At 67.0% G+C, this 19,339-nt stretch carries 19 protein-coding genes and 2 tRNA genes; 7 read left to right on the top strand and 14 right to left on the bottom strand.

All coding sequences use genetic code 11. The features are described 5' to 3' along the window. Positions 1-49 precede the first annotated feature (49 nt). Together E6A21_RS14680 and E6A21_RS14675 are read left to right on the top strand one after the other, a co-directional pair. Positions 50-469 (top strand): ArsR/SmtB family transcription factor, encoded by a 420-nt coding sequence (locus E6A21_RS14680; RefSeq protein WP_138444925.1) that lies wholly within the window; start codon positions 50-52, stop codon positions 467-469. After that, positions 435-920 (top strand): SRPBCC family protein, encoded by a 486-nt coding sequence (locus tag E6A21_RS14675; protein WP_138444904.1) that lies wholly within the window; start codon positions 435-437, stop codon positions 918-920. The genes E6A21_RS14680 and E6A21_RS14675 overlap by 35 nt, the downstream gene beginning before the upstream one ends. A 254-nt stretch (positions 921-1,174) precedes the next feature. On the opposite strand, the gene E6A21_RS14670 is transcribed toward E6A21_RS14675, so the two are convergent. Then, positions 1,175-2,050: a rhomboid family intramembrane serine protease gene (locus E6A21_RS14670; RefSeq protein WP_138444903.1), complete on the bottom strand. Its 876-nt coding sequence runs from the start codon at positions 2,048-2,050 to the stop codon at positions 1,175-1,177. A 7-nt stretch (positions 2,051-2,057) separates the two neighbouring features. Then, a complete protein-coding gene (locus E6A21_RS14665; protein WP_138444902.1) occupies positions 2,058-2,603 on the bottom strand; it encodes a peptidylprolyl isomerase in 546 nt (181 codons plus the stop codon). 163 nt (positions 2,604-2,766) lie between these two features. Here E6A21_RS14665 and E6A21_RS14660 point away from each other — a divergent pair, with 163 nt between their 5' ends. Together E6A21_RS14660 and E6A21_RS14655 are read left to right on the top strand one after the other, a co-directional pair. Next, on the top strand, positions 2,767-3,720 hold the full coding sequence (locus tag E6A21_RS14660; protein ID WP_246036535.1) for a hypothetical protein: 954 nt from the start codon (positions 2,767-2,769) through the stop codon (positions 3,718-3,720). 98 nt (positions 3,721-3,818) lie between these two features. Beyond that, a complete protein-coding gene (locus tag E6A21_RS14655) occupies positions 3,819-4,694 on the top strand; it encodes a glycosyltransferase family 2 protein (protein ID WP_138444900.1) in 876 nt (291 codons plus the stop codon). On the opposite strand, the gene E6A21_RS14650 is transcribed toward E6A21_RS14655, so the two are convergent. The 12 genes from E6A21_RS14650 to dnaA form a co-directional block, all read right to left on the bottom strand. Next, entirely contained in the window at positions 4,691-5,596 is a 906-nt protein-coding gene (locus E6A21_RS14650; RefSeq protein WP_138444899.1) for a DMT family transporter, read from the bottom strand. The genes E6A21_RS14655 and E6A21_RS14650 overlap by 4 nt on opposite strands. A gap of 291 nt (positions 5,597-5,887) precedes the next feature. After that, positions 5,888-5,960: transfer RNA gene (locus E6A21_RS14645), tRNA-Ala, on the bottom strand. A 19-nt stretch (positions 5,961-5,979) separates the two neighbouring features. Continuing rightward, on the bottom strand, positions 5,980-6,099 hold the full coding sequence (locus E6A21_RS18040) for a DLW-39 family protein (RefSeq protein WP_212745949.1): 120 nt from the start codon (positions 6,097-6,099) through the stop codon (positions 5,980-5,982). Between the two features lie 33 nt (positions 6,100-6,132). Next, positions 6,133-6,206 (bottom strand) — tRNA-Ile (locus E6A21_RS14640). A gap of 92 nt (positions 6,207-6,298) precedes the next feature. Further along, positions 6,299-6,943, bottom strand: a complete 645-nt coding sequence (locus E6A21_RS14635) for a DUF3566 domain-containing protein (RefSeq protein WP_246036533.1) — start codon at positions 6,941-6,943, stop codon at positions 6,299-6,301. After that, positions 6,940-9,576 (bottom strand): DNA gyrase subunit A, encoded by a 2,637-nt coding sequence (gene gyrA, locus E6A21_RS14630; protein WP_138444898.1) that lies wholly within the window; start codon positions 9,574-9,576, stop codon positions 6,940-6,942. The genes E6A21_RS14635 and gyrA overlap by 4 nt, the downstream gene beginning before the upstream one ends. A gap of 61 nt (positions 9,577-9,637) precedes the next feature. Beyond that, a complete protein-coding gene (gene gyrB / locus E6A21_RS14625; RefSeq protein WP_138444897.1) occupies positions 9,638-11,677 on the bottom strand; it encodes a DNA topoisomerase (ATP-hydrolyzing) subunit B in 2,040 nt (679 codons plus the stop codon). Between the two features lie 222 nt (positions 11,678-11,899). Further along, entirely contained in the window at positions 11,900-12,436 is a 537-nt protein-coding gene (locus E6A21_RS14620; RefSeq protein WP_138444896.1) for a DciA family protein, read from the bottom strand. Further along, entirely contained in the window at positions 12,436-13,791 is a 1,356-nt protein-coding gene (gene recF / locus E6A21_RS14615) for a DNA replication/repair protein RecF (RefSeq protein WP_138444895.1), read from the bottom strand. Before recF ends, E6A21_RS14620 begins: the two co-directional genes overlap by 1 nt. Before the next feature lie 30 nt (positions 13,792-13,821). After that, positions 13,822-14,706 carry a phosphogluconate dehydrogenase (NAD(+)-dependent, decarboxylating) gene (gene gnd, locus E6A21_RS14610; protein ID WP_138444894.1) on the bottom strand — a complete coding sequence of 295 codons (885 nt, stop codon included), beginning with the start codon at positions 14,704-14,706 and terminating at the stop codon, positions 13,822-13,824. Positions 14,707-14,796: 90 nt separating this feature from the next. Next, the gene (gene dnaN, locus E6A21_RS14605) at positions 14,797-15,921 is read right to left on the bottom strand and encodes a DNA polymerase III subunit beta (RefSeq protein ID WP_138444893.1); all 1,125 of its coding nucleotides are present in this window, start codon (positions 15,919-15,921) and stop codon (positions 14,797-14,799) included. 495 nt (positions 15,922-16,416) lie between these two features. Beyond that, the gene (gene dnaA, locus E6A21_RS14600) at positions 16,417-17,829 is read right to left on the bottom strand and encodes a chromosomal replication initiator protein DnaA (protein WP_138444892.1); all 1,413 of its coding nucleotides are present in this window, start codon (positions 17,827-17,829) and stop codon (positions 16,417-16,419) included. Between the two features lie 515 nt (positions 17,830-18,344). Between dnaA and rpmH the strand changes: the two genes are divergently transcribed. From rpmH to yidD, 3 genes are read left to right on the top strand one after another with little or no spacing between them, the layout of a single operon-like run. After that, positions 18,345-18,482, top strand: coding sequence for a 50S ribosomal protein L34 (gene rpmH / locus E6A21_RS14595; protein WP_005268235.1), 138 nt, complete (start codon positions 18,345-18,347; stop codon positions 18,480-18,482). A 49-nt stretch (positions 18,483-18,531) separates the two neighbouring features. Next, a complete protein-coding gene (gene rnpA, locus E6A21_RS14590) occupies positions 18,532-18,924 on the top strand; it encodes a ribonuclease P protein component (RefSeq protein WP_138444891.1) in 393 nt (130 codons plus the stop codon). After that, on the top strand, positions 18,924-19,337 hold the full coding sequence (gene yidD / locus E6A21_RS14585) for a membrane protein insertion efficiency factor YidD (protein ID WP_138444890.1): 414 nt from the start codon (positions 18,924-18,926) through the stop codon (positions 19,335-19,337). Before rnpA ends, yidD begins: the two co-directional genes overlap by 1 nt. The last annotated feature ends 2 nt before the right edge of the window (positions 19,338-19,339 follow it).

Below are 19,339 nucleotides of genomic sequence, written 5' to 3'. Positions count from 1 at the left end.
CCGATACGTTGAACAACAAGAGCGTTTATCAACACGAAGGTTGATCAGGATGTTGGCTGGACCCTTCGGAAGGCACCTTGTGGACACCTCAACCGCTGATCCCGAGACTGCGGAGGAAGACCGTCTCAACCGTGCCTTCGCCGCCCTCTCGGATCCCCTCCGCCGGCGACTCGTCGCACGCCTCGCCCAAGGAGATGCCACGGTGAACGAGCTCGCCGAACCGTTCGCCGTGACCCTGCAGGCCGTCTCGAAGCACCTCAAGGTGCTTGAGGAGGCCGGTCTCATCACACGCAGCCGCGACGCCCAACGCCGCCCCTGCCATCTTGATGCCGCCGCTCTGGGTCGTCTCACCACCTGGCTCGACGGCTACCGCCACGCGGTCGAGGAACGCTACCAACGCCTCGACGCCCTTCTTGCATCGGAGGAAAAACACCATGACCACGACCAAGACCACCCAGGTCAGCGCTGAACCCGGACTGCCTTTCGTGGACGTCGTCCGCGAATTCGACGCCCCGGCGGAGCGCGTCTACAGGGCACACGTCGATCCACAGCTGTTCAGCCAGTGGGTCGGGCCCCGCGGGTACGCGACCACGATCGACCGCTTCGACGCCCGGAGCGGGGGGTCGTACCGCTTCGTCCAGTCCGCCGACGACGGACCCTCCTTCGCCTTCCACGGGTCCTTCCATGAGCTCTCGGAGCCGCGCCGCCTGGTGCAGACGTTCGAATTCGAGGGGGCGCCGGGGCACGTCTCCCTCGATGCGGCCGAGATCGAGCCGCTCGGGGAGGGACGGTGCCGCCTGACCGTCCACTCCACCTTCCAGTCCGTCGCCGCGCGTGACGCCATGCTCGAGGCCGGAATGACGGATGGGATGGGCGAAGGCTACGAGCGGCTCGACGAACTTTTGGACCGCACGGCATGAGCCCACGAACGGAGTCTGGATCCACAGGCTCCGGGGAGAGATATCCACAGGCGAGGATCCAGCGGCGGGAGCGGAGCTCTCACAAGGGCTTCCAGCTCCCGCCATTTCGGGGTTCAGGCCGTCTAACTACAGGTCTGTAAGTTGTGCACACATGTGGATGGCGGCTGTGGAAAACGGTCGTCAGCGACGGGCCCCAGATACTGGCGGGGCAGTTGGGGCGCCGACCGGGGCACCCTCAACGCTCCCTTGGGCAGCTAGGAGCCGATGGTCGAGGGCTGGGAGAGACCCAGGCTGGCGACGCGTACCGCCGTCAGGACCACGAGCAGCGCAGTGACGGCCACCAGCCCGCCGATCTGCACCGCGAGCTGGTAGCGGCCGCGTGGAGCGTACGCGATCACCGCCGTCGTCAGACCACCCGCGATGAGGCCGCCCAAGTGCGCCTGCCAGGCGATCCCAGGGACGACGAACCCCAGCACCGCGTTGATGGCGATCAGGACCAGGAGCTGGCGCACGCTGCCGCCGCGTTGGCGGACGACGACGAAGAGCGCCCCGAAGAGCCCGAAGATCGCACCCGATGCGCCTATCACGGCGGTCATCGACACCGGCGTCAGGAGGAAGAATCCCACCGAGCCGCCGAGTGCCGAGATCAGATACACCAGGAGGTAGCGCCAGCGTCCGAGCGCAGGCTCGAGGACTCGGCCGAAGATCCACAGGGTGTACATGTTGAGCGCGATGTGGAGGATGAAGCTCTGCGAGTGCAGAAACGCGCTCGTGAACATGCGCCACGGTTCGATGCCCGTGAGGACTGTCGCGTACGCGAAGGTCTGGAAGACGAGGTCGTTGGGGAGCAGCCATTCGAGTACGTAGACCAGGACGCAGGCCCCGATGATGGACCAGGTCACGACCGGCTGGCCCGACCGGCGCAGAGCGCTTCCGTACCGGCCGCGCGGCGCGAGCGCCGCGACTTCCCGCACGCAGTCGATGCACTGAATGCCCACCGCGGCCGGCCGCTGGCACTCCGGGCACGCCGGCCGCCCGCACCGCTGGCACCTCACATAGGAGACGCGGTCGGGGTGGCGGGGGCACACGGGCGGGGCGGCCGGCTCCGCGGGGGGCATTCCGTAGCTCATGGGAAGGCTAGAGCTGCTCGATGTCGATCGAGCTGATCACGACGTCCTCGACAGGGCGGTCCTGGAGTCCGGTGCGCACGCCTTCGATCTCGTCCACGACCTTCTTCGACTGCTCGTCCGCGACCTCGCCGAAGATGGTGTGCTTGCCGTAGAGCCAGCTCGTGTCAACGGTCGTGATGAAGAACTGGGAGCCGTTCGTTCCCTTGCCGCCCTGGATGCCGGCGTTCGCCATCGCGAGCTTGTACGGCTCCTTGAAGTTCAGCTCCGGGTGGATCTCGTCGTCGAAGCGGTAGCCGGGGCCGCCGATGCCCTTCCCGAGGGGGTCGCCGGCCTGGATCATGAAGTCCTTGATGATGCGGTGGAAGATCGTGCCGTCGTAGAGGGGGGTTCCGGTCTTGTCCTCGCCGGTCTCCGGGTGGGTCCAGGACTGCTCGCCCGTCGCGAGTCCCACGAAGTTCTTCACGGTCTTCGGCGCGTGATTGCCGAAGAGGTTGACCACGATGTCTCCGTGGTTCGTGTGGATGGTGGCCTTGGCGGTTGCATTAGCACTCATGGGCTCATTGTTCCACGGGCGTGTCAGAGCCAGCCGAGCGCTGCCGGACGTTCTGCGCTCGGTGAAATCGGGAACCTTGCAGCAGGGAAAGACCTGTTTTCGTAGCATACGAGGTCTCGCTCTCGTAGGCTGGCGATAGCCGAGCAGATATCTGGAGGTAGCTGTGAAGAAATCATTGGAGAAGACCGTCACGACCAGCGTCGAGAATGCGCGCGATTGGGCCCAGCCCCGCGTGGATGCGGCAATGGAGTGGGCCGTCCCGAAGATCCAGCAGGGTCTCGATGCCGCCTCCCCGAAGGTCCAGGAGGGCCTCAAGACCGCAGCGAACAGCCTGGCGGAGGGTGTCGCCGTCGTGACCCCGAAGATCCAGGAGGGGCTTTCGCACCTCGGCCCGAAGATCAGCGAGATCGTCGACACTACAACTCCCCGCCTCCACGAGGTCGTGGACAAGGCCGCGCCCGTGATCAAGGATGCGGCCGATCAGGTGCTTCCCCTGATCTCCGAGGGGCTCGCGACCGCAGCGGAGACCGTGAACCGCGGCCTCTCGGCTGCTCCGGGCCAGGTGGACGCCGTCGCCCAGAAGCTCACCGAATCCGGCATCGTCCGTCAGGCCGACGCCGCCGCGAAGCAGGCCGTCGCCGCGGCGCATGAAGCCGCCCAGCAGGCCACGGCCCAGCCGGGCAAGAAGAAGCGCCGCGGATTGCTCATGTTCGGGGTCGTCGCGGCGGCGGTCACGGCCGGCATTGCCGCGTGGCGCGCTGCCAAGCCCGTCGAGGACCCGTGGAAGACTCCGGTTCCGGTCAAGCCCGTTCCGGTGACCCCGCCGTCGTCCTCTGCCTCGCAGTCCGTTGCCTCGGTTCCTGAGGGGACCACCTCGGCTCCGACGGCCGCCACCGGAGCCAAGGAGCCGGCGGAGGACACCGCCACCGCCCAGGCCGCCGACGCTTCAGGTGCGGCAAGCGAGCCGGCGCCTGTGCCCGCCGTCAACACCTCGATGGGCCCGGAGGCCGCAGAGGGCGAGGACGCCGAGACCAAGGGCGAGCCCAAGCACGTCGCCAAGGACGCCGCGGCCGCCATGCAGGAAATCCACAACGCGAGCCAGGACGGGGCGTCCTAGCCGGAGCAAGGGCGGCCGACGGAACTCGTGTCCGTACATAGCTGGGAGGGGATCCGCACACTGCGGGTCCCCTCCTCGCCTTTGCTAGATTGGCAGTGATGGCACTCGAACCCGCCCTCTCCGCGTCGACCTACGCGACCGGCCGTCCGAGCGTGTCGATCGTCATTCCCGCCCACAACGAGGAGACCGTGATCCGGCAGTGCGTTACTGCCGCGATCTACCAGTCGGTTCCAGCCCTCGAGATCGTGGTCGTCGACAATCTGAGCAAGGACGCCACCGCCGCCATCGTCGGCCAGCTGCAGCAGGAGTATCCCGAGGCAGGTATCCGGCTTCTCTCACAGGACGATGAGAAGGGGCTCATTCCGACCCGGAATGTCGGGCTCGACGCCGCACAGGGCGAGATCCTCGGGCGCATCGATGCCGATTCGCTCCTCGAACCGGATTGGGTCGAGGAAGTACTCAAGGCATTCGCGGACCCGTCCGTGCAGGCCGCTACCGGCCCAGTCGTCTACTACGACATGCCGATGCGCCGGTTCGGCCTCAAGGCGGACGACAAAGTGCGGCAGCTCATGCTCAGGCTCGCAAAGCACCAGTACCATTTCCTGTTCGGCTCGAACATGGCGCTGCGCAAGAGCGCGTGGGAGAGGATCCGTGGCGAGGTCTGCCGCGACGAGAACGACGAGATGCACGAGGACATCGACCTCTCCCTGCACCTCGCCGAGCACAATATGCGCATCCAGTACTGGCCGGAGATGGTCTCGGGCATGTCCGCGCGTCGCCTCGAGGACTCGCCGAGCGACTATCGCTACTACGTCACCCGCTTCGACCGGACCTACAAGGCCCACAACGTCAAGAAGATCGCGCTCAAGGCGCCTATGGTCGTCTTCTTCTCGGTCTACTTCCCCGCCAAGCTGATCCGCGCCCTTCGCGCGGCCAATTCGCCATCGGGCGCCAAGCGGTCCGTCGTCGGCTAATCCGCGCCGAGCTCGGCTTCGGCCGCGCGTTCGCGCCTCGCCCGCCGCTGCCCGAGCACGACGACGGCGAGCCCGGCCAGGATGCAGGCGAGGCCCGCGTACGTCCCGGCTGGGAGCACCTCGTGGAGGAAGACCGCTGCGAGGATCGCGGCCCCGGGGATCTCGAGCAGGATGATCATCGAGACAACGAGAGGGCTCAGGGTCGCGACCAGGTGGTTGAACGCCGTGTGCCCGACGAGCTGGGCGGCAATCGTGATGGCGAAGATTCCCGCCCAGCCGATCGGCTCGAACCCACCCAGGCGCTGCCCCGAAACGAGTGCGAGCAGCGCTACGACCACCGCGCATATGCCGTAGCAGAGGGCCGTGTAGGTCCCCGTGCTCATCGTCTGACGCGCCTGGCCTCCGGCCATCGTGTAGAGCCCGGCGAGGACTCCACCCGCGACGGCCAGCAGGTCTCCGAGCAGGGCCTCGTGCGAGGATCCAAGGTCCAGGCCGGTGATGGCGATGACGCCCACGAAGGAGATTCCGAGTCCGATGATCACGGCCCGGGGGAGCCGGCGGCCGCGGATGAGGGAGAAGACCGCGATCCACCCCGACTGGAGGCAGACGAGGGCCGTCGCGGCCGCGACGGAGGTGAGGGTCAACGAGAGGATGAAGCACACGAAGTGGAACGCGAGGGCGACGCCCGCGAGGGACGACCACAGATACTCGCGGCGGCCGAGCTGCCGGAACTGCCGTGGCTCGCGGATGGCCACGGGCGCAGCCATGACCACTGCCGCCAGCGCGTTGCGCCAGAAGGCGATGGCGAGCGCGGTGACTGAACTTCCCGCGAGGGTTGCTGCGATGAGGGGTCCCGACGATGAGACGCCGAGCACGCCGAGGGCCGCGAGGAGGACTGTCACCGGTCCACTCTAGGGTCTCGCGGTGGGACCCCGTGATCTCGTCCGGCCCGGTATGCCTTCCCGCCCGGTTATTCGGGGCCGTCTGGCGCGTCTTCGCCAGACACGCCGCCCTCAGAGTGGTTGGAAACCGTCAACCGGGCGGGAGGCGCGGAAGCGGGCGGGCGGGAGGCGCCGTAGCGGGCGGGCGGGAGGCGCGGGAGCGGGCGGGCGGAGCTGCGGGAGGCGCGGTAGCGAGCAGGCGACCGGAAATGGCGGAAGCCCCGGCACCAATGGTGCCGGGGCTTCCCGGGGTGGAGGCAAGGGGACTCGAACCCCTAACCCCCTGCTTGCAAAGCAGGTGCGCTACCAATTGCGCCATGCCCCCGCTGCCCGCGGGCCTTGAGCTACTCGACGATATCCGTCGTGGTGCTCCAGACCTTCTTCTGGGCTTCGGAATCCTGCATCCTCTTGAAAACAAAGACGCCCGCAGCAGCAGCGATCGCGAACGCAATCAGCTTCTTCAACGGGCACCTCCGAAGGGTGGAAAGCAGTATCCGTGGGCGTACCAGGACTTGAACCTGGGACCTCTTCGTTATCAGCGAAGCGCTCTAACCGCCTGAGCTATACGCCCCTACATGGCCTTATATGGCTCTATTGTCCATATATTGCCCTCGGGCCGAGATAAGACTCTACAGCACCGAGGGCAACCCGGACAAATCCGGATCAGTCGTCCGTGAGGGTCACCCCGAGGCCGCCGACGAGGGCAGAAGCGAGGTTGTAGAGCACCGCCGTGAGCATCGAAAGAGCCGTGAGCAGGACGACGTTGACGACGGCGATGATCGTCGCGAACGAGGCGACCTGGCCCAGGGACGCGACCTTGCGAAGGTCGAAGCCACCGCTCTCAGAGCCCGCAACCTGGCCCAGCAGACCGTTGATCTTGTCGAAGATTCCGGTGATGTCGAGGACGGTCCACAGGACGATCGACGCCACGACGGTCACGATCCCCAGAGCGACTGAGAGGAGGAACGCCATCTTGAGGACCGACCACGGATCCACCTTGCTCACAAGGAGGCGTGCGCGCCGCTGCTTGGCCTTCGGCGCGGGGCGGACGAGGCCCTGCGTCGGCGCGCCGCCGAGGGGCGGCCGCTGCGCAGGACGTCCGGCGGGACGCTGACCGGTCGCGGCCGGGGCCACGGTCGGCCGCTGCGTCGCCGCAGCGGGAGCGGTCGGCGCGGAGGGAGCCTGGGCACCGCGAGGCTGGTAGCCCCCTGAGGACGACGGCGCAGCGGCCGGCCGCTGCGGGGGCCGTGCCGGCGGGGTCACCTGAGGGTAGCCGCCGGGACGGGCTTCATTCTCGGGCGTGCTCACTCGTTACCTCCGGGGTTCTCGACAGAGTCTCCGGTCAACGTTACGGCATCCCGGGCCTCCTCGCTGTCGTCGACTGGTTCGATCTCGGCCTCGACGACCTCGCCCTCGACGGCCTCGGTGAGCCCACGCTCGGTGTTCCGGGCCACCGCGATGATGCGATCGCCGTCGTCCGGCCGCGCGAAGATAACGCCCATCGTGTCGCGTCCTGTGGCCGGCACCCCCGAAACCGCGGAGCGGACGACCTTGCCGCCCTCCATGACGACGAGAACCTCGTCCTCGTCGTTGACGATCAGTGCCCCCATGAGATGGCCGCGGCCTTCCTGGTACTTACCGACCTTGATGCCGAGTCCGCCACGACCCTGGCGCCGGTACTCGTCGACCGCGGTCTTTTTCGCGTAGCCCGCCTCGGTCACGATGAAGACGTACGAATCCTCTCGCACGACGTCTGCGGCGAGGAGCTCGTCGTCCTCCCGGAACTTCATGCCGGTCACGCCGCTCGTCGCCCGGCCCATGGGCCGCAGCGCATCGTCGTCCGCAGTGAAGCGCACAGACTGTCCGTGCCGTGAGACGAGCATCAGGTCGTCGTCCTCGGAGACCAGCTGGGCGGAGACGAGCTCGTCCCCGTCGCGCAGGTTGATCGCGATGACGCCGGCCGTACGGTTCGTGTCGTAGTCCTCGAGGCGGGTCTTCTTCACGAGGCCGTTCTTCGTGGCGAGCACGAGGTACGGGGCCGCCTGGTAGTCACGCAGGTCGAGGACCTGCGCGATCCGCTCGTCGGGCTGGAACGCGAGGACGTTGGCAACGTGCTGGCCCTTGGCGTCGCGACCGCCCTCGGCAAGCTCGTACGCCTTCGCCCGGTACACGCGGCCGAGGTTCGTGAAGAACAGGAGCCAGTGGTGCGTCGTCGTGACGAAGAAGTGCTCGACGACGTCGTCACCGCGCAGCTGGGCGCCGCGGACGCCCTTGCCACCGCGGTTCTGCTGCCGGTACTGGTCGCTGCGCGTCCGCTTGACGTACCCGCCACGCGTGATCGTCACGACCATCTCTTCCTCGGGGATGAGGTCCTCGACGCTCATTTCACCGTCGAAGCCCGCGAGGATGCGGGTCCGCCGGTCGTCGCCGTACTTCTCGACGATCGTCCCGAGCTCTTCGGAGATGATCGCCCGTTGGCGGGCAGGGTCCGCGAGGATCTTGTGGTACTCCGCGATCTGGGCCTCGAGCTCGTCGTTGCGGTCCTGGATCTTCTGCCGCTCGAGGGCTGCGAGACGACGGAGCTGCATGTCCAGGATCGCCCGGGCCTGGAGCTCGTCGATCTCGAGGAGCGCGATGAGGCCGTCGCGGGCTTCCTCGACCGTGGGGGAGCGGCGGATGAGGGCGATGACCTCGTCGAGCATGTCGAGCGCCTTGAGCAGGCCACGGAGGATGTGGATCTCCTCCTCGGCCTTCCGCAGCCGGAACTGCGTGCGGCGGACGATCACGTCGACCTGGTGCGCTACCCAGTGGCGGACGAACGCGTCGAGCGAGAGCGTGCGGGGCACGCCGTCCACGATCGCGAGCATGTTGGCGGGGAAATTGTCCTGCAGCTGGGTGTGCTTGTACAGGTTGTTGAGCACGACCTTCGCGATGGCGTCCCGCTTGAGGACGATCACGAGGCGCTGGCCGGTGCGGCCCGAGGTCTCGTCACGGAGGTCGGCGATACCGTGCAGCTTCCCGTCCTTGACGAGCTCAGCGATCTTCATCGCAAGGTTGTCCGGGTTCGCCATGTACGGCAGCTCGGTGACGACGAGGCACGTTCGGCCCTGGATCTCCTCGACGTTGACGACGGCGCGCATCGTGATCGAGCCGCGGCCCGTGCGGTAGGCGTCCTCGATCCCGCGGTGGCCGAGGATCGTCGCACCGGTGGGGAAGTCCGGGCCCTTGATCCGCTGCAGGAGTGCCTCGAGGAGCTCCTCGCGCGTTGCCTCCGGGTTCTGGAGGTACCACTGGACGCCGTCGGCCACCTCGCGGAGGTTGTGCGGCGGGATGTTCGTCGCCATGCCGACGGCGATGCCCGAGGAGCCATTGACGAGGAGGTTCGGGAACCGGGCCGGCAGGATCGTCGGCTCCTGGTTCTTGCCGTCGTAGTTGTCCTGGAAGTCGACGGTCTCCTCGTCGATGTCCCGGACCATCTCCATGGCGAGCGGCGCCATCTTGGTCTCGGTGTACCGCGGGGCCGCGGCGCCGTCGTTGCCGGGGGAGCCGAAGTTCCCCTGGCCGAGCGCGAGCGGGTACCGCATGACCCAGTCCTGGATGAGGCGCACGAGGGCGTCGTAGATCGCCATGTCGCCGTGCGGGTGGTAGGTGCCCATGACGTCGCCGACGACGCGGGCGCACTTGTTGAACCCGCGGTCCGGGCGGTAGCCGCCGTCGAACATCGCGTACAGGACGCGGCGGTGCACGGGCTTGAGGCCGTCGCGCACCTCGGGCAGCGCGCGGCCGACGATGACGGCCATCGCGTAGTCGAGGTACGAACGCTGCATCTCCGTCTGCAGGTCGACCTGTTCGACGCGGTCGATGAGGGCGCCCTCAGCGAGGGGTCCGGTGGGCATGCCGTCAGGACCGAGGCCCGGCGTGTCGGGCGTCTCGTCGCTCATGAATGTCTCCTCTTGTTGCTCCTGCTCGTCCTTGGGCCGGAGGCCCGATCAGAAAGCAGGATCAGATGTCCAGGAAGCGGACGTCCTTGGCGTTCTGTTGGATGAAGTGCCGGCGCGACTCGACGTCGTCGCCCATGAGCACCGAGAAGGTCTGGTCTGCCGCGGCAGCGTCCTCCATGGTCACCTGGAGGAGGGTGCGCCGATCGGGGTCCATGGTCGTGTCCCACAGCTCGGTGTAGTCCATCTCGCCGAGGCCCTTGTAGCGCTGGATGCCGTTCTCCTTCGGGAGACGCTGCCCGTTTGCGAGCCCGATGCGGATCATCTCGTCCCGCTCCCGGTCGCTGTACACGTAGTCGTGCGGGTGGTTGGACCACTTGATCCGGTACAGCGGCGGCTGCGCGAGGTACACGTAGCCGTTCTCGATGAGCGGCCGCATGTAGCGGAACAGCAGGGTCATGAGGAGGGTCGTGATGTGCTGGCCGTCGACGTCGGCATCGGCCATGAGGACGATCTTGTGGTAGCGCAGCTTCGAGATGTCGAAATCCTCGCCGATCCCCGTCCCGAAGGCCGTGATCATGGACTGGATCTCGGCATTGCCGAGCGCCTTGTCGAGGCGGGCACGCTCGACGTTCAGGATCTTGCCTCGGAGCGGAAGGATCGCCTGCGTGTTCGGGTTGCGGCCGCGCTTCGCCGAACCGCCGGCCGAGTCGCCCTCCACGAGGTAGACCTCGCACTCGGAGGGGTCCTTCGAGGAGCAGTCGGAGAGCTTGCCCGGCATGCCGAACGATTCGAGCGGGCTCTTGCGGCGAGCGTTGTCGCGGGCCTTGCGGGCGGCCATTCTGGCCTGCGAGGCCTGGATGGCCTTGCGGATGATGTCCCTGGCCGCACCAGGATTGCGCTCGAACCAGTCGCCGAGCTGATCGGTCACGACGCGCTGGACGAAGCCCTTCGCCTCGGAGTTGCCGAGTTTGGTCTTCGTCTGGCCCTCGAACTGGGGCTCGGCGAGCTTGATGCTGATGACGGCGGTCAGGCCCTCGCGGACGTCGTCGCCCGTGAGATTGTCCTCCTTCTCCTTGAGGATTCCCTTCTCGCGAGCGTAGCGGTTCACGAGGGACGTCATCGCTGCGCGGAAGCCCTCCTCGTGGGTGCCGCCCTCATGCGTGTTGATCGTGTTCGCATACGTGTGCACGGACTCGGCGTACGCCGTGGTCCACTGCATCGCGACCTCGAGGGCCATCCCACGGTCGGTGTCCGTGCTGTCGAACGCGATGACCTCTTCGTGGATGACCTCGATCTTCTTCGAGGAGTTGAGGTGCTTGACGTAGTCGAGGAGGCCGTCTTCGTACTTGTAGTCGACGACCCGCGGCTCGGGACCGTGCTCGGCCTCGTCGGCGAGCTCTTCCTCGTCGACCTGGGCCGTGCGCTCGTCGGTGAGCGTGATGCGCAGGCCCTTGTTGAGGAAGGCCATCTGCTGGAAGCGCGCGCGAAGGGTCTCGAAGTCGAACTCGACGCTGTCGAAGATCGACGGGTCCGGGTAGAAGGTCTGGATCGTGCCGGTCGCGTCCGTCGCTTCGCCCTGCTCGAGCCCGCCCACGGGGTGGCCGCCGTCGCGGAACGACATCCTCCAGACGTAGCCCTGCCGACGGACTTCGGTGTCCACCCTCGTCGAGAGCGCATTCACGACCGAGATGCCCACACCGTGGAGGCCACCCGAGACGGTGTAGCCGCCGCCGCCGAACTTGCCGCCCGCATGCAGGATGGTCATGACGACCTCGACGGTGGGCTTGCCCTCGGTCGGGTGGACGTCAACGGGGATTCCGCGCCCGTTGTCCTCGACGCGGACGCCGCCGTCCCGCTGGAGGCTCACCTTGATGTGGTCGCAGTACCCCGCAAGGGCCTCGTCGACCGAGTTGTCCACTACCTCGTAGACAAGGTGGTGGAGGCCGCGGGGGCCTGTCGATCCGATGTACATGCCAGGGCGTTTGCGGACGGCTTCGAGGCCTTCGAGCACTGTGATGCTGCTCGCCCCGTATTCTCTCTGAGCATCCGGCGGGTTGGTCCCAGGCTCGCTCGATGCGTTCGCTGCGCTCTCGTCAGACACAGGCGGTCTCGACCCCTCTTTGGTAGGCAGGCTTAACGAGTCAATTCTACCGGGTCGGCCGCGCGATCCCGGACACGCTCGGCCTGAGGCTGCCCGTGGGAAGCCTTTAAGGGCCGAAATGGCGGCTCATAAGGAGGCCGACCAAGGGGGAGTGTGCCTCTGGGGCCATGAGCGGCACAGACACGGATTTCCGGCTCCGCGTGTCAAGGGCTCCGACGATAATCATCCGTACGTGTCGCGCGGACCTCGGCCGCGCACGTTCCGCATCCCTTTCCGCCAGCTCGGGGCGGTCGGTCCGAGCACTTGGAGCGTGCGGACGACGTCGGGGCCCAGCTCCCGCGCGAACCTGTCGAGGAGCGTCGTGCTGAGCAGGCGGAGCTGGGTCGCCCATGCCGTCGAATCGCACCTCACGCGCAGGGTCGTGTCCTCGAAGCTCTCGGGCGTGCAGTGCGCTGCGACCTCCGGGCCGACCAGGTCGCGCCAGCGGGCCATGACCGAACCGATCGCGACCGGCGATGACCAGCCGCGCTCCGCGACCATGCGTTGGACGACGCTGCCGAGTCCGAGCGGGTCGCGGCCCCCGTAGCCCGCCTCCCCCCTGCGAGTGGCTCCTCGCCGCGCCCTTCCGGAGCCGGGGGAGGCTGGAGCGAGCGAGCCGGTGGAACGGGAGCGCACCTCTCCGCGGGCCTCAGCTGCCTGCCGGACCCGGTTGAGAGCCGCCTGGGCTGCGTCGACCTCGGGTTGATCCGCGTCCGCCATCAGGACCCCCCGGAACCTGGTTCCACAGGACCCGCTTCCGCAGTGCCCGCTTCCACAGGACCCGGTCCGACAGTGCCCTCGTGCGCGGCTCCTGCAGTGGCGCCGTCGGCCCCCTCGATCCCACCCGGGACGACCCGGACCCGACGCCCCGAGAGCTCGGCCGGGATGTCGCCGTCGACCGCCGCCGTGACGATGACCTGCTCGGCCTTCGCGACGATCGCGGCAAGCCGCGCACGCCGCGCGACGTCGAGCTCCGCGAAGACGTCGTCGAGGATGAGGACGGGATCATCGCCGTCGACGGTCGAGTCGTCGAGCATCACGTAGTAGGCAGCGAGCCGGAGGGCGAGCGCGAACGACCAGGTCTCGCCATGCGAGGCGAAGCCCTTGGCCGGGGCGCTGCCGAGCAGGAGCTCGAGCTCGTCGCGATGCGGACCCACGAGCGAGAGGCCGCGTTCGAGCTCGCTCTGTCTTGCGGCCGCGAGCGCGGCGAGGTACCGCTCTCCGATTTCGGCGACACTGAGCGTCTCGAGTCCCGCGCCGGCTGACACGGACGACGGCGAGGGCTCGCTTTCGGCGGAGCGGCCTAGGAAGCGGTCGGCGGGCTCGGCGTCGTCGTCCGGCACGAAGCCTTCGATGGAGGAGCGATACGCGAGCCGTGCCGCCTTCGACCCATCGGTCAGCTGGGCATAGGCCTTCTCGACGTGGGGCCGCAGGCGCTCCACTAGGGCGAGGCGCGCGGCAAGCAGCTCCGCCCCGACCTTCGCGAGGTGCTGGTCCCACACATCGAGCGTCGACTCGACGGTTGCGCCGTGCGCGTCGGGGACGCGCCCCGAGCGGGAGCGCGATATCCGGGACGACTTGAGGAGGGCATTCCGCTGCTTGAGGACCCGCTCATAGTCCGAGCGCGTCCCGGCATGCCGGGGCACGAGAACCGTGAGGAGCTCGTCGAGGAATCGGCGGCGGGCCGACGGGTCGCCCTTGACGAGGGCGAGATCCTCGGGGGCGAACAGGACGGTCCGCGCGATCCCGAGGATCTCCCGTGCCCGGCGGGGTGCTCCCCGGTTGATCCTGGCCCGGTTCGCCCTGCCCGGATTGATCTCGAGCTCGAGCTGGGAACGCTGTGCACCCCTCACGAAGCCGGCCCGGACGATCGCCTGGCCCGCGCCGAAGCGAACGAGCGGCGCGTCGGAGGAGACCCGGTGCGACGAGAGGGTCGAGAGGAGGCCGAGCGCCTCCACCACATTGGTCTTGCCGACCCCGTTGGGGCCCACGAGGACGGTCGGCCCCGGCTCGAGGGTGAGGTCGAGCTGCGAATAGCTACGGAAGTCCGTGAGCGAAACCCGTTCGACGTACACCGGGGCGAGACCGTCCTTTCCCGGGCCCTGCTACTTGGCGGGACGGGTCGCGTGTCCGCCGAACTGGTGGCGCAGCGCGGAGACCATCTTCATGGCAGGCGAGCTGTCCTCGCGCGATTCGAACCGGGCGAACAGAGCAGCCGTGATGGCGGGGGCCGGAATCGCGTTCGCGATGGCCTCCTCCACGGTCCACCGACCTTCACCCGAGTCCTCGACGTAGTCGTCGATGCTGTCGAGTCCCGGATCCTCTTCGAGGGCCTTGACCAGGAGGTCCAGGAGCCACGAACGGACGACCGTGCCCTTCTGCCAGGCGCGGAACGTACCGGGGAGATCCGTGATGATCTCCTTCGCGGCAAGCAGCTGGTAGCCCTCCGCATACGACTGCATGAGGCCGTACTCGATGCCGTTGTGGACCATCTTCGCGTAGTGGCCAGCCCCGATCCCGCCAACGTGGACGAAGCTGTCCGCCCGTTCGCCCTCGGGACGCAGCGCGTCGAAGATCGGCATGGCCAATTCGACGTCCTGTGCCTCGCCGCCTGCCATGAGTCCGTAGCCGTTCTCGAGGCCCCAGACGCCGCCCGAGACGCCGCAGTCGACGAATCGGATCCCCTTCTCAGCAAGTTGGGCCGCGTGCCGCTGGTCCTCGGTGAAGCGTGAATTCCCTCCGTCGATCACGAGGTCTCCGGGGGAGAGCTTCTCGCCGAGCTCGGTGACGACCGAATCCGTGATCGCACCGGCCGGAACCATGACCCAGATGACGCGCGGAGCGGGCAGTGCGGCGACGAGCTCGTCGATCGAGGAGACATCCGCGACGTCGGGGTTCCGGTCATAGCCGGTGACGTCAAGGCCGGCGCGGCGCGCCCGCTCCCGCATGTTGAAGCCCATTTTGCCCAGGCCGATCAATCCAAAGTGCATGGTGTTCCTTTCGACGAGGCTTGCTGGCACGAGGCCTGATTGGTGGCAGGCCCGGCCCTGTAGTCGCGGGGTCCCCGCTCAGTTCGGGAGTCAGTTCGGGAGTCGGACCGGCATCACGAGGTAGCGGTAGCCGATCTCGTCGTCGCCGTCGAGTTCCTTCTGGGCCGTCAGCATGGCGGGCTTCGGCGCGCTCGTGAACGAGAAGCGCACGTAGGGAGCCTCGATGACGCTAAGGCCCTCGATGAGGTAGTGCGGGTTGAACGCGACAGTGATGTCCTCCCCGGTCAGCTGGGCCTCGAGTTCCTCGGACGCCTGGGCGTCTTCGCCGGTCCCGGCGTCGAGCGCCACAAGACCGTCCGTGAACGCGAGGCGCACCGGGGTGTTCCGCTCGGCCACGAGCGAGACTCGGCGTACGGCTTCGACGAGTTCCTGGGTGGAGACGATCGCATGGATCGGCGTGCTCTCCGGGAAGAGGGAACGGATCTTGGGGTAGTCGCCGTCGACGAGGAGCGACGTCGTTGTGCGGCCGCCGCTCTCGAAGCCGATGAGGCGCGAGTCGTCGTCGGCGAGGGCAATGTTGAGTTCCCCCGAGCCTCCAAGGGTCTTCGCCACTTCGTTGAGCGTCTTCGCCTTCACGAGCGCGCTCGTCGAGACCGACGGCGAGGCGGGCTTCCAGGGGATCTCGCGCAGTGCGAGCCGGTAGCGGTCGGTTGCGAGGAGCGTGATGAGGTCGTTCTCGAACTCCATCCGCACTCCGGTGAGGATTGGAAGCGTGTCGTCCTTGCTCGCAGCGATGATCACCTGGGCCACACCCTTGGCGAACGCATCGCCTGAGACCGCGCCGGTCAGTGGAGGAAGTCCAGGGAGCGGCGGGTACTCGGCTTCCGGCATCGTCGCGAGGTGGAAGGAGCTGCGGCGGCACGTGAGCGTGACCTTGGAGCCGTCCGTTTCGACGTCGACCGGTGCGGCCGGGAGGCTGCGGCAGATGTCCGCCAGGAGCCGACCGGAGACGAGGATCGTGCCTTCTGCGCCGATCTCCGCCGGAATCTCAAGCCGCGCAGAGGTTTCGTAGTCGAAGCTGCTCAGGCTGACGACGCCGTCGTGTGCTATCAGGAGCAGGCCCGAGAGGACGGGGACCGGAGGCCTCGGGGAGAGGGAACGTGCTGCCCAGCTCACTGCCTCGGTGAGGACATCCCGCTCGACTCGGAACTTCACGGAAGGGTTCCCGCCTTTCAACGATTGCTGCGTGGCCGCCCTGTGCGCACTGGGGACAGCTTAGCCGCAAGATCAGGGGCACGTTCAACGGCCCTGGAGGCTCCCAGTGGCCTTTACGGTCCGAGCGCACGGGGGCGGAGTTCCTGTTGTCTAGCGGATCTTAAAATTTTTGGGATTCGTGGTGTTAATAACTGCTGTGGAAACTGTGGAAAACGGCCTTCTGCCCAGCGGAGACGCGAGGACGGGCTGTTCACGAAGTGTTGAGGATGGGGAGGCCAGTCCTAGACCGCTGTGGATGGGCAGAATGTTGTCATTCGCTCTCTCCACAGGCCGAGGTGGACTTTTAAGGCCATGGACGGGGGATGTGCACTTAACCACCCACAGGTTTGTCCACAGGCCCCTGTTAATAAGGAATGACACGAATGCTGTCAGGGGGAGGAAAGCCCTCCACAGGAAGGCCCGGGCCGGTCCCCGGTGCCATCGAGGCGCCTGCGGTCAGACGCCCCGCTGAGCCTGCCTGATCTTGTTCGTCAGCTCGGTGACCTGGTTGAAGATGGCTCGGCGTTCCGCCATCAGCTCGCGGATCTTGCGGTCCGCGTGGATCACCGTGGTGTGGTCTCGGCCGCCGAGGACCTGGCCGATCTTCGGCAGCGACATGTCCGTCAGCTCACGGCAGAGGTACATCGCGATCTGGCGTGCCGTCACAAGAGTCCTCGTCCGCGACTTGCTGTTCAGCTCCTCGATCGTGAGCTTGAAGTAGGCTGCCGTCTCCTGGAGGATCTGGTCCGCGGTGATCTCCAGGGCGGAATCGTCCATGATCAGGTCCTTGAGGACCATCTCTGCGAGGGCCACATCGACCGGCTGCTTGTTGAGGCTCGCGAATGCCGTGACCCTGATGAGTGCACCCTCGAGCTCGCGGATGTTCGAGGCGATCCGAGACGCGATGTATTCGAGCACGTCGTCCGGGGCGTAGAGGCCTTCGCTGTTCGCCTTCTTGCGGAGGATCGCGATGCGGGTCTCGAGGTCCGGGGGCTGGATGTCGGTGAGCAGCCCCCATTCGAACCGGGACTTCATCCGGTCCTCGAAGCCGTGCAGCGCCTTCGGCGGCTGGTCGGAGGTGATCACAACCTGCTTGTTGCTGTTGTGGAGGGCGTTGAAGGTGTGGAAGAACTCCTCCATGGTCCCCGTCCGGCCTGCGAGGAACTGGATGTCGTCGATGAGCAGCAGGTCGACGTTGCGGTAGGTCGCCTTGAAGCTCGTGCCCTCGTCGTCGCGGATCGAGTTGATGAAGTCGTTCGTGAACTCCTCCGAGTTCACGTAGCGCACCCGGATCCCTGTGTAGAGACGCCGTGCGTAGTGGCCGATCGCGTGCAGGAGATGCGTCTTGCCGAGCCCCGAGTCGCCGTAGATGAAGAGCGGGTTGTAGGCCTTGGCGGGAGCTTCCGCGACGGCGACGGCGGCCGCGTGGGCGAAGCGATTGGACGCACCGATGACGAAGGTGTCGAACGTGTACTTGGGGTTGAGCCGGCCGAACTCCTGGGACGTGCTCGGAGGGGTCGGAGCCGGGCGCAGGTCCGGAACGGCTTCGGGCCGCTTGACGGGCTCGAAGATCTCCTCGCGGGCTGGCACCATCTCGGTGTCGACGTCGATCGCGCACCGTACGTCGTCCGAGAAGACGAGCCTCAGCGCCGTGTCGAGCGGTTCCTTGAGCTGGGTCTGGAGGACCTCGCGGGTCAGCTCGTTCGGGACCGCGACGAGCAGCGTCGATCCGATCAGTCCCTGTGCCTGGGCGAGGGCAACGAATCCGCGCTGCCGAGGCGTGACACGCTCGTCCTCCTCGAGCAGGCGCACGACTCGCCGCCACGAACTGCCAACCGTGTTGGCCTCGTTGGCCTCCTCAATGCCCATATGCCCTTCTTGCCGCCTTCTGCTGCTGATGGTCACCCCCCTTTGTCCACATGGCTGTCCACATGTAGGAGGGGGGCGCACTGAGCAAGCCTAGAGTACGGAGAATCGAGATGAGAACTGGGGAGACGGCCTCTGTGAATTACACTGATGGAGTTCACGGCGCCTGAGGCATCAGCCCGCTGTCCACAGGATGCACGTGCGATTCACCACAGCTGGGGATAAAGAAGCGAGAGGCGGCTCCGGGGGGCTCCGCACGAGCGAAGAACACAAGGCGGACGGCTGGCGTTCTCGTGCGCCAGTTTGACGGCCGCCCTGCTCCTGCCCTAACGTCGTTAAGTCCTTTGTGTCTGTCTACTGTCCTGTCGCATGCCCTCGAACGCCGTCGGAACCAGCTACCGCTGGACCGGGGTGATCGGCATGAGGCGCGGCGGGGCGGCAGGCACCGCCTACACAGCGTCCGCCAGAGCCACCAGCGCCCCATGGGCAGACGCCCCGGAACCACTGGAGTGACAACCGTGAGCAAGCGGACTTTTCAGCCCAACAACCGTCGTCGTGCCAAGAAGCACGGCTTCCGCCTTCGTATGCGCACCCGCGCCGGCCGCGCCATCCTGGCCGCCCGTCGCTCGAAGGGCCGCTCGGAACTCTCGGCCTGACGCCGGGACCGGCTCGGCCTCAGCAGTGACGCGGCTCTAGCGGCCAGGGATGCTTCCCGCCCGACATCGGCTGCGCACGAGCGCCGACTTCTCGCATACAGTACGTTCCGGCGTCCGACAAGGGCGCCGGAACGTCGTGCTGTATGCGGCCCTTTCGGATGCGGCTGCTCCTTCGCGCTTCGGATTCATCGTTTCCAAGGGAGTGGGGAACGCCGTCACCCGGAACCTCGTTAAGAGGAGGCTGAGGGAAGCTGGCGCAGAGACCCTGCGGGATAGGCCAACAGGCGTCGACGTCGTCGTGCGCGCCCTGCCCGCCGCGGCGTCCGCGGACTGGCCCACCCTTCGCGGCGATTATGCATCTGCCCTGCGCGGGGCGCTGCGCCGGCTTGTGCCGGTGCCTGAAGGTGGGGATTCGCCGGATGGCGGAACGGAGGTTGGGTGATGGCTGCGGTGAGCGACGCCGCTGGCGCGCCTATGCCCTCCAAGGCCCCGAACGCCGTCGGCCGCTTCGTGTGGGATCTCCCACGGAATGTGCTGATCCTGCTGCTCAAGGCATACCGAGCCGTCGTTTCTCCGCTCTACGGGCAGGTGTGCCGGTTCTATCCGTCCTGCTCGGCCTACGCGCTCGAAGCCGTCACAGTTCATGGGGCTGTGCGAGGATCGTATCTGGCAGTTCGCCGGCTCGCGCGCTGCCACCCCTGGAATTCCGGAGGGCTTGACCCGGTGCCTGACGGACACCGGCACTGGCCCGATGGCCGCACGCCGCGGATCGTGGTGCTGAACCACCCCGACCGCTACTGGAAGGACGAGTCGGATAACGGCAGCCCTGCCAGCGACGACGACATGAGGAAATAGGG

Source organism: Sinomonas susongensis (genome assembly GCF_005877005.1).
Classification (GTDB): Bacteria; Actinomycetota; Actinomycetes; order Actinomycetales; family Micrococcaceae; genus Sinomonas; species Sinomonas susongensis.
This window is presented reverse-complemented; position numbering and strand designations above follow the sequence as displayed.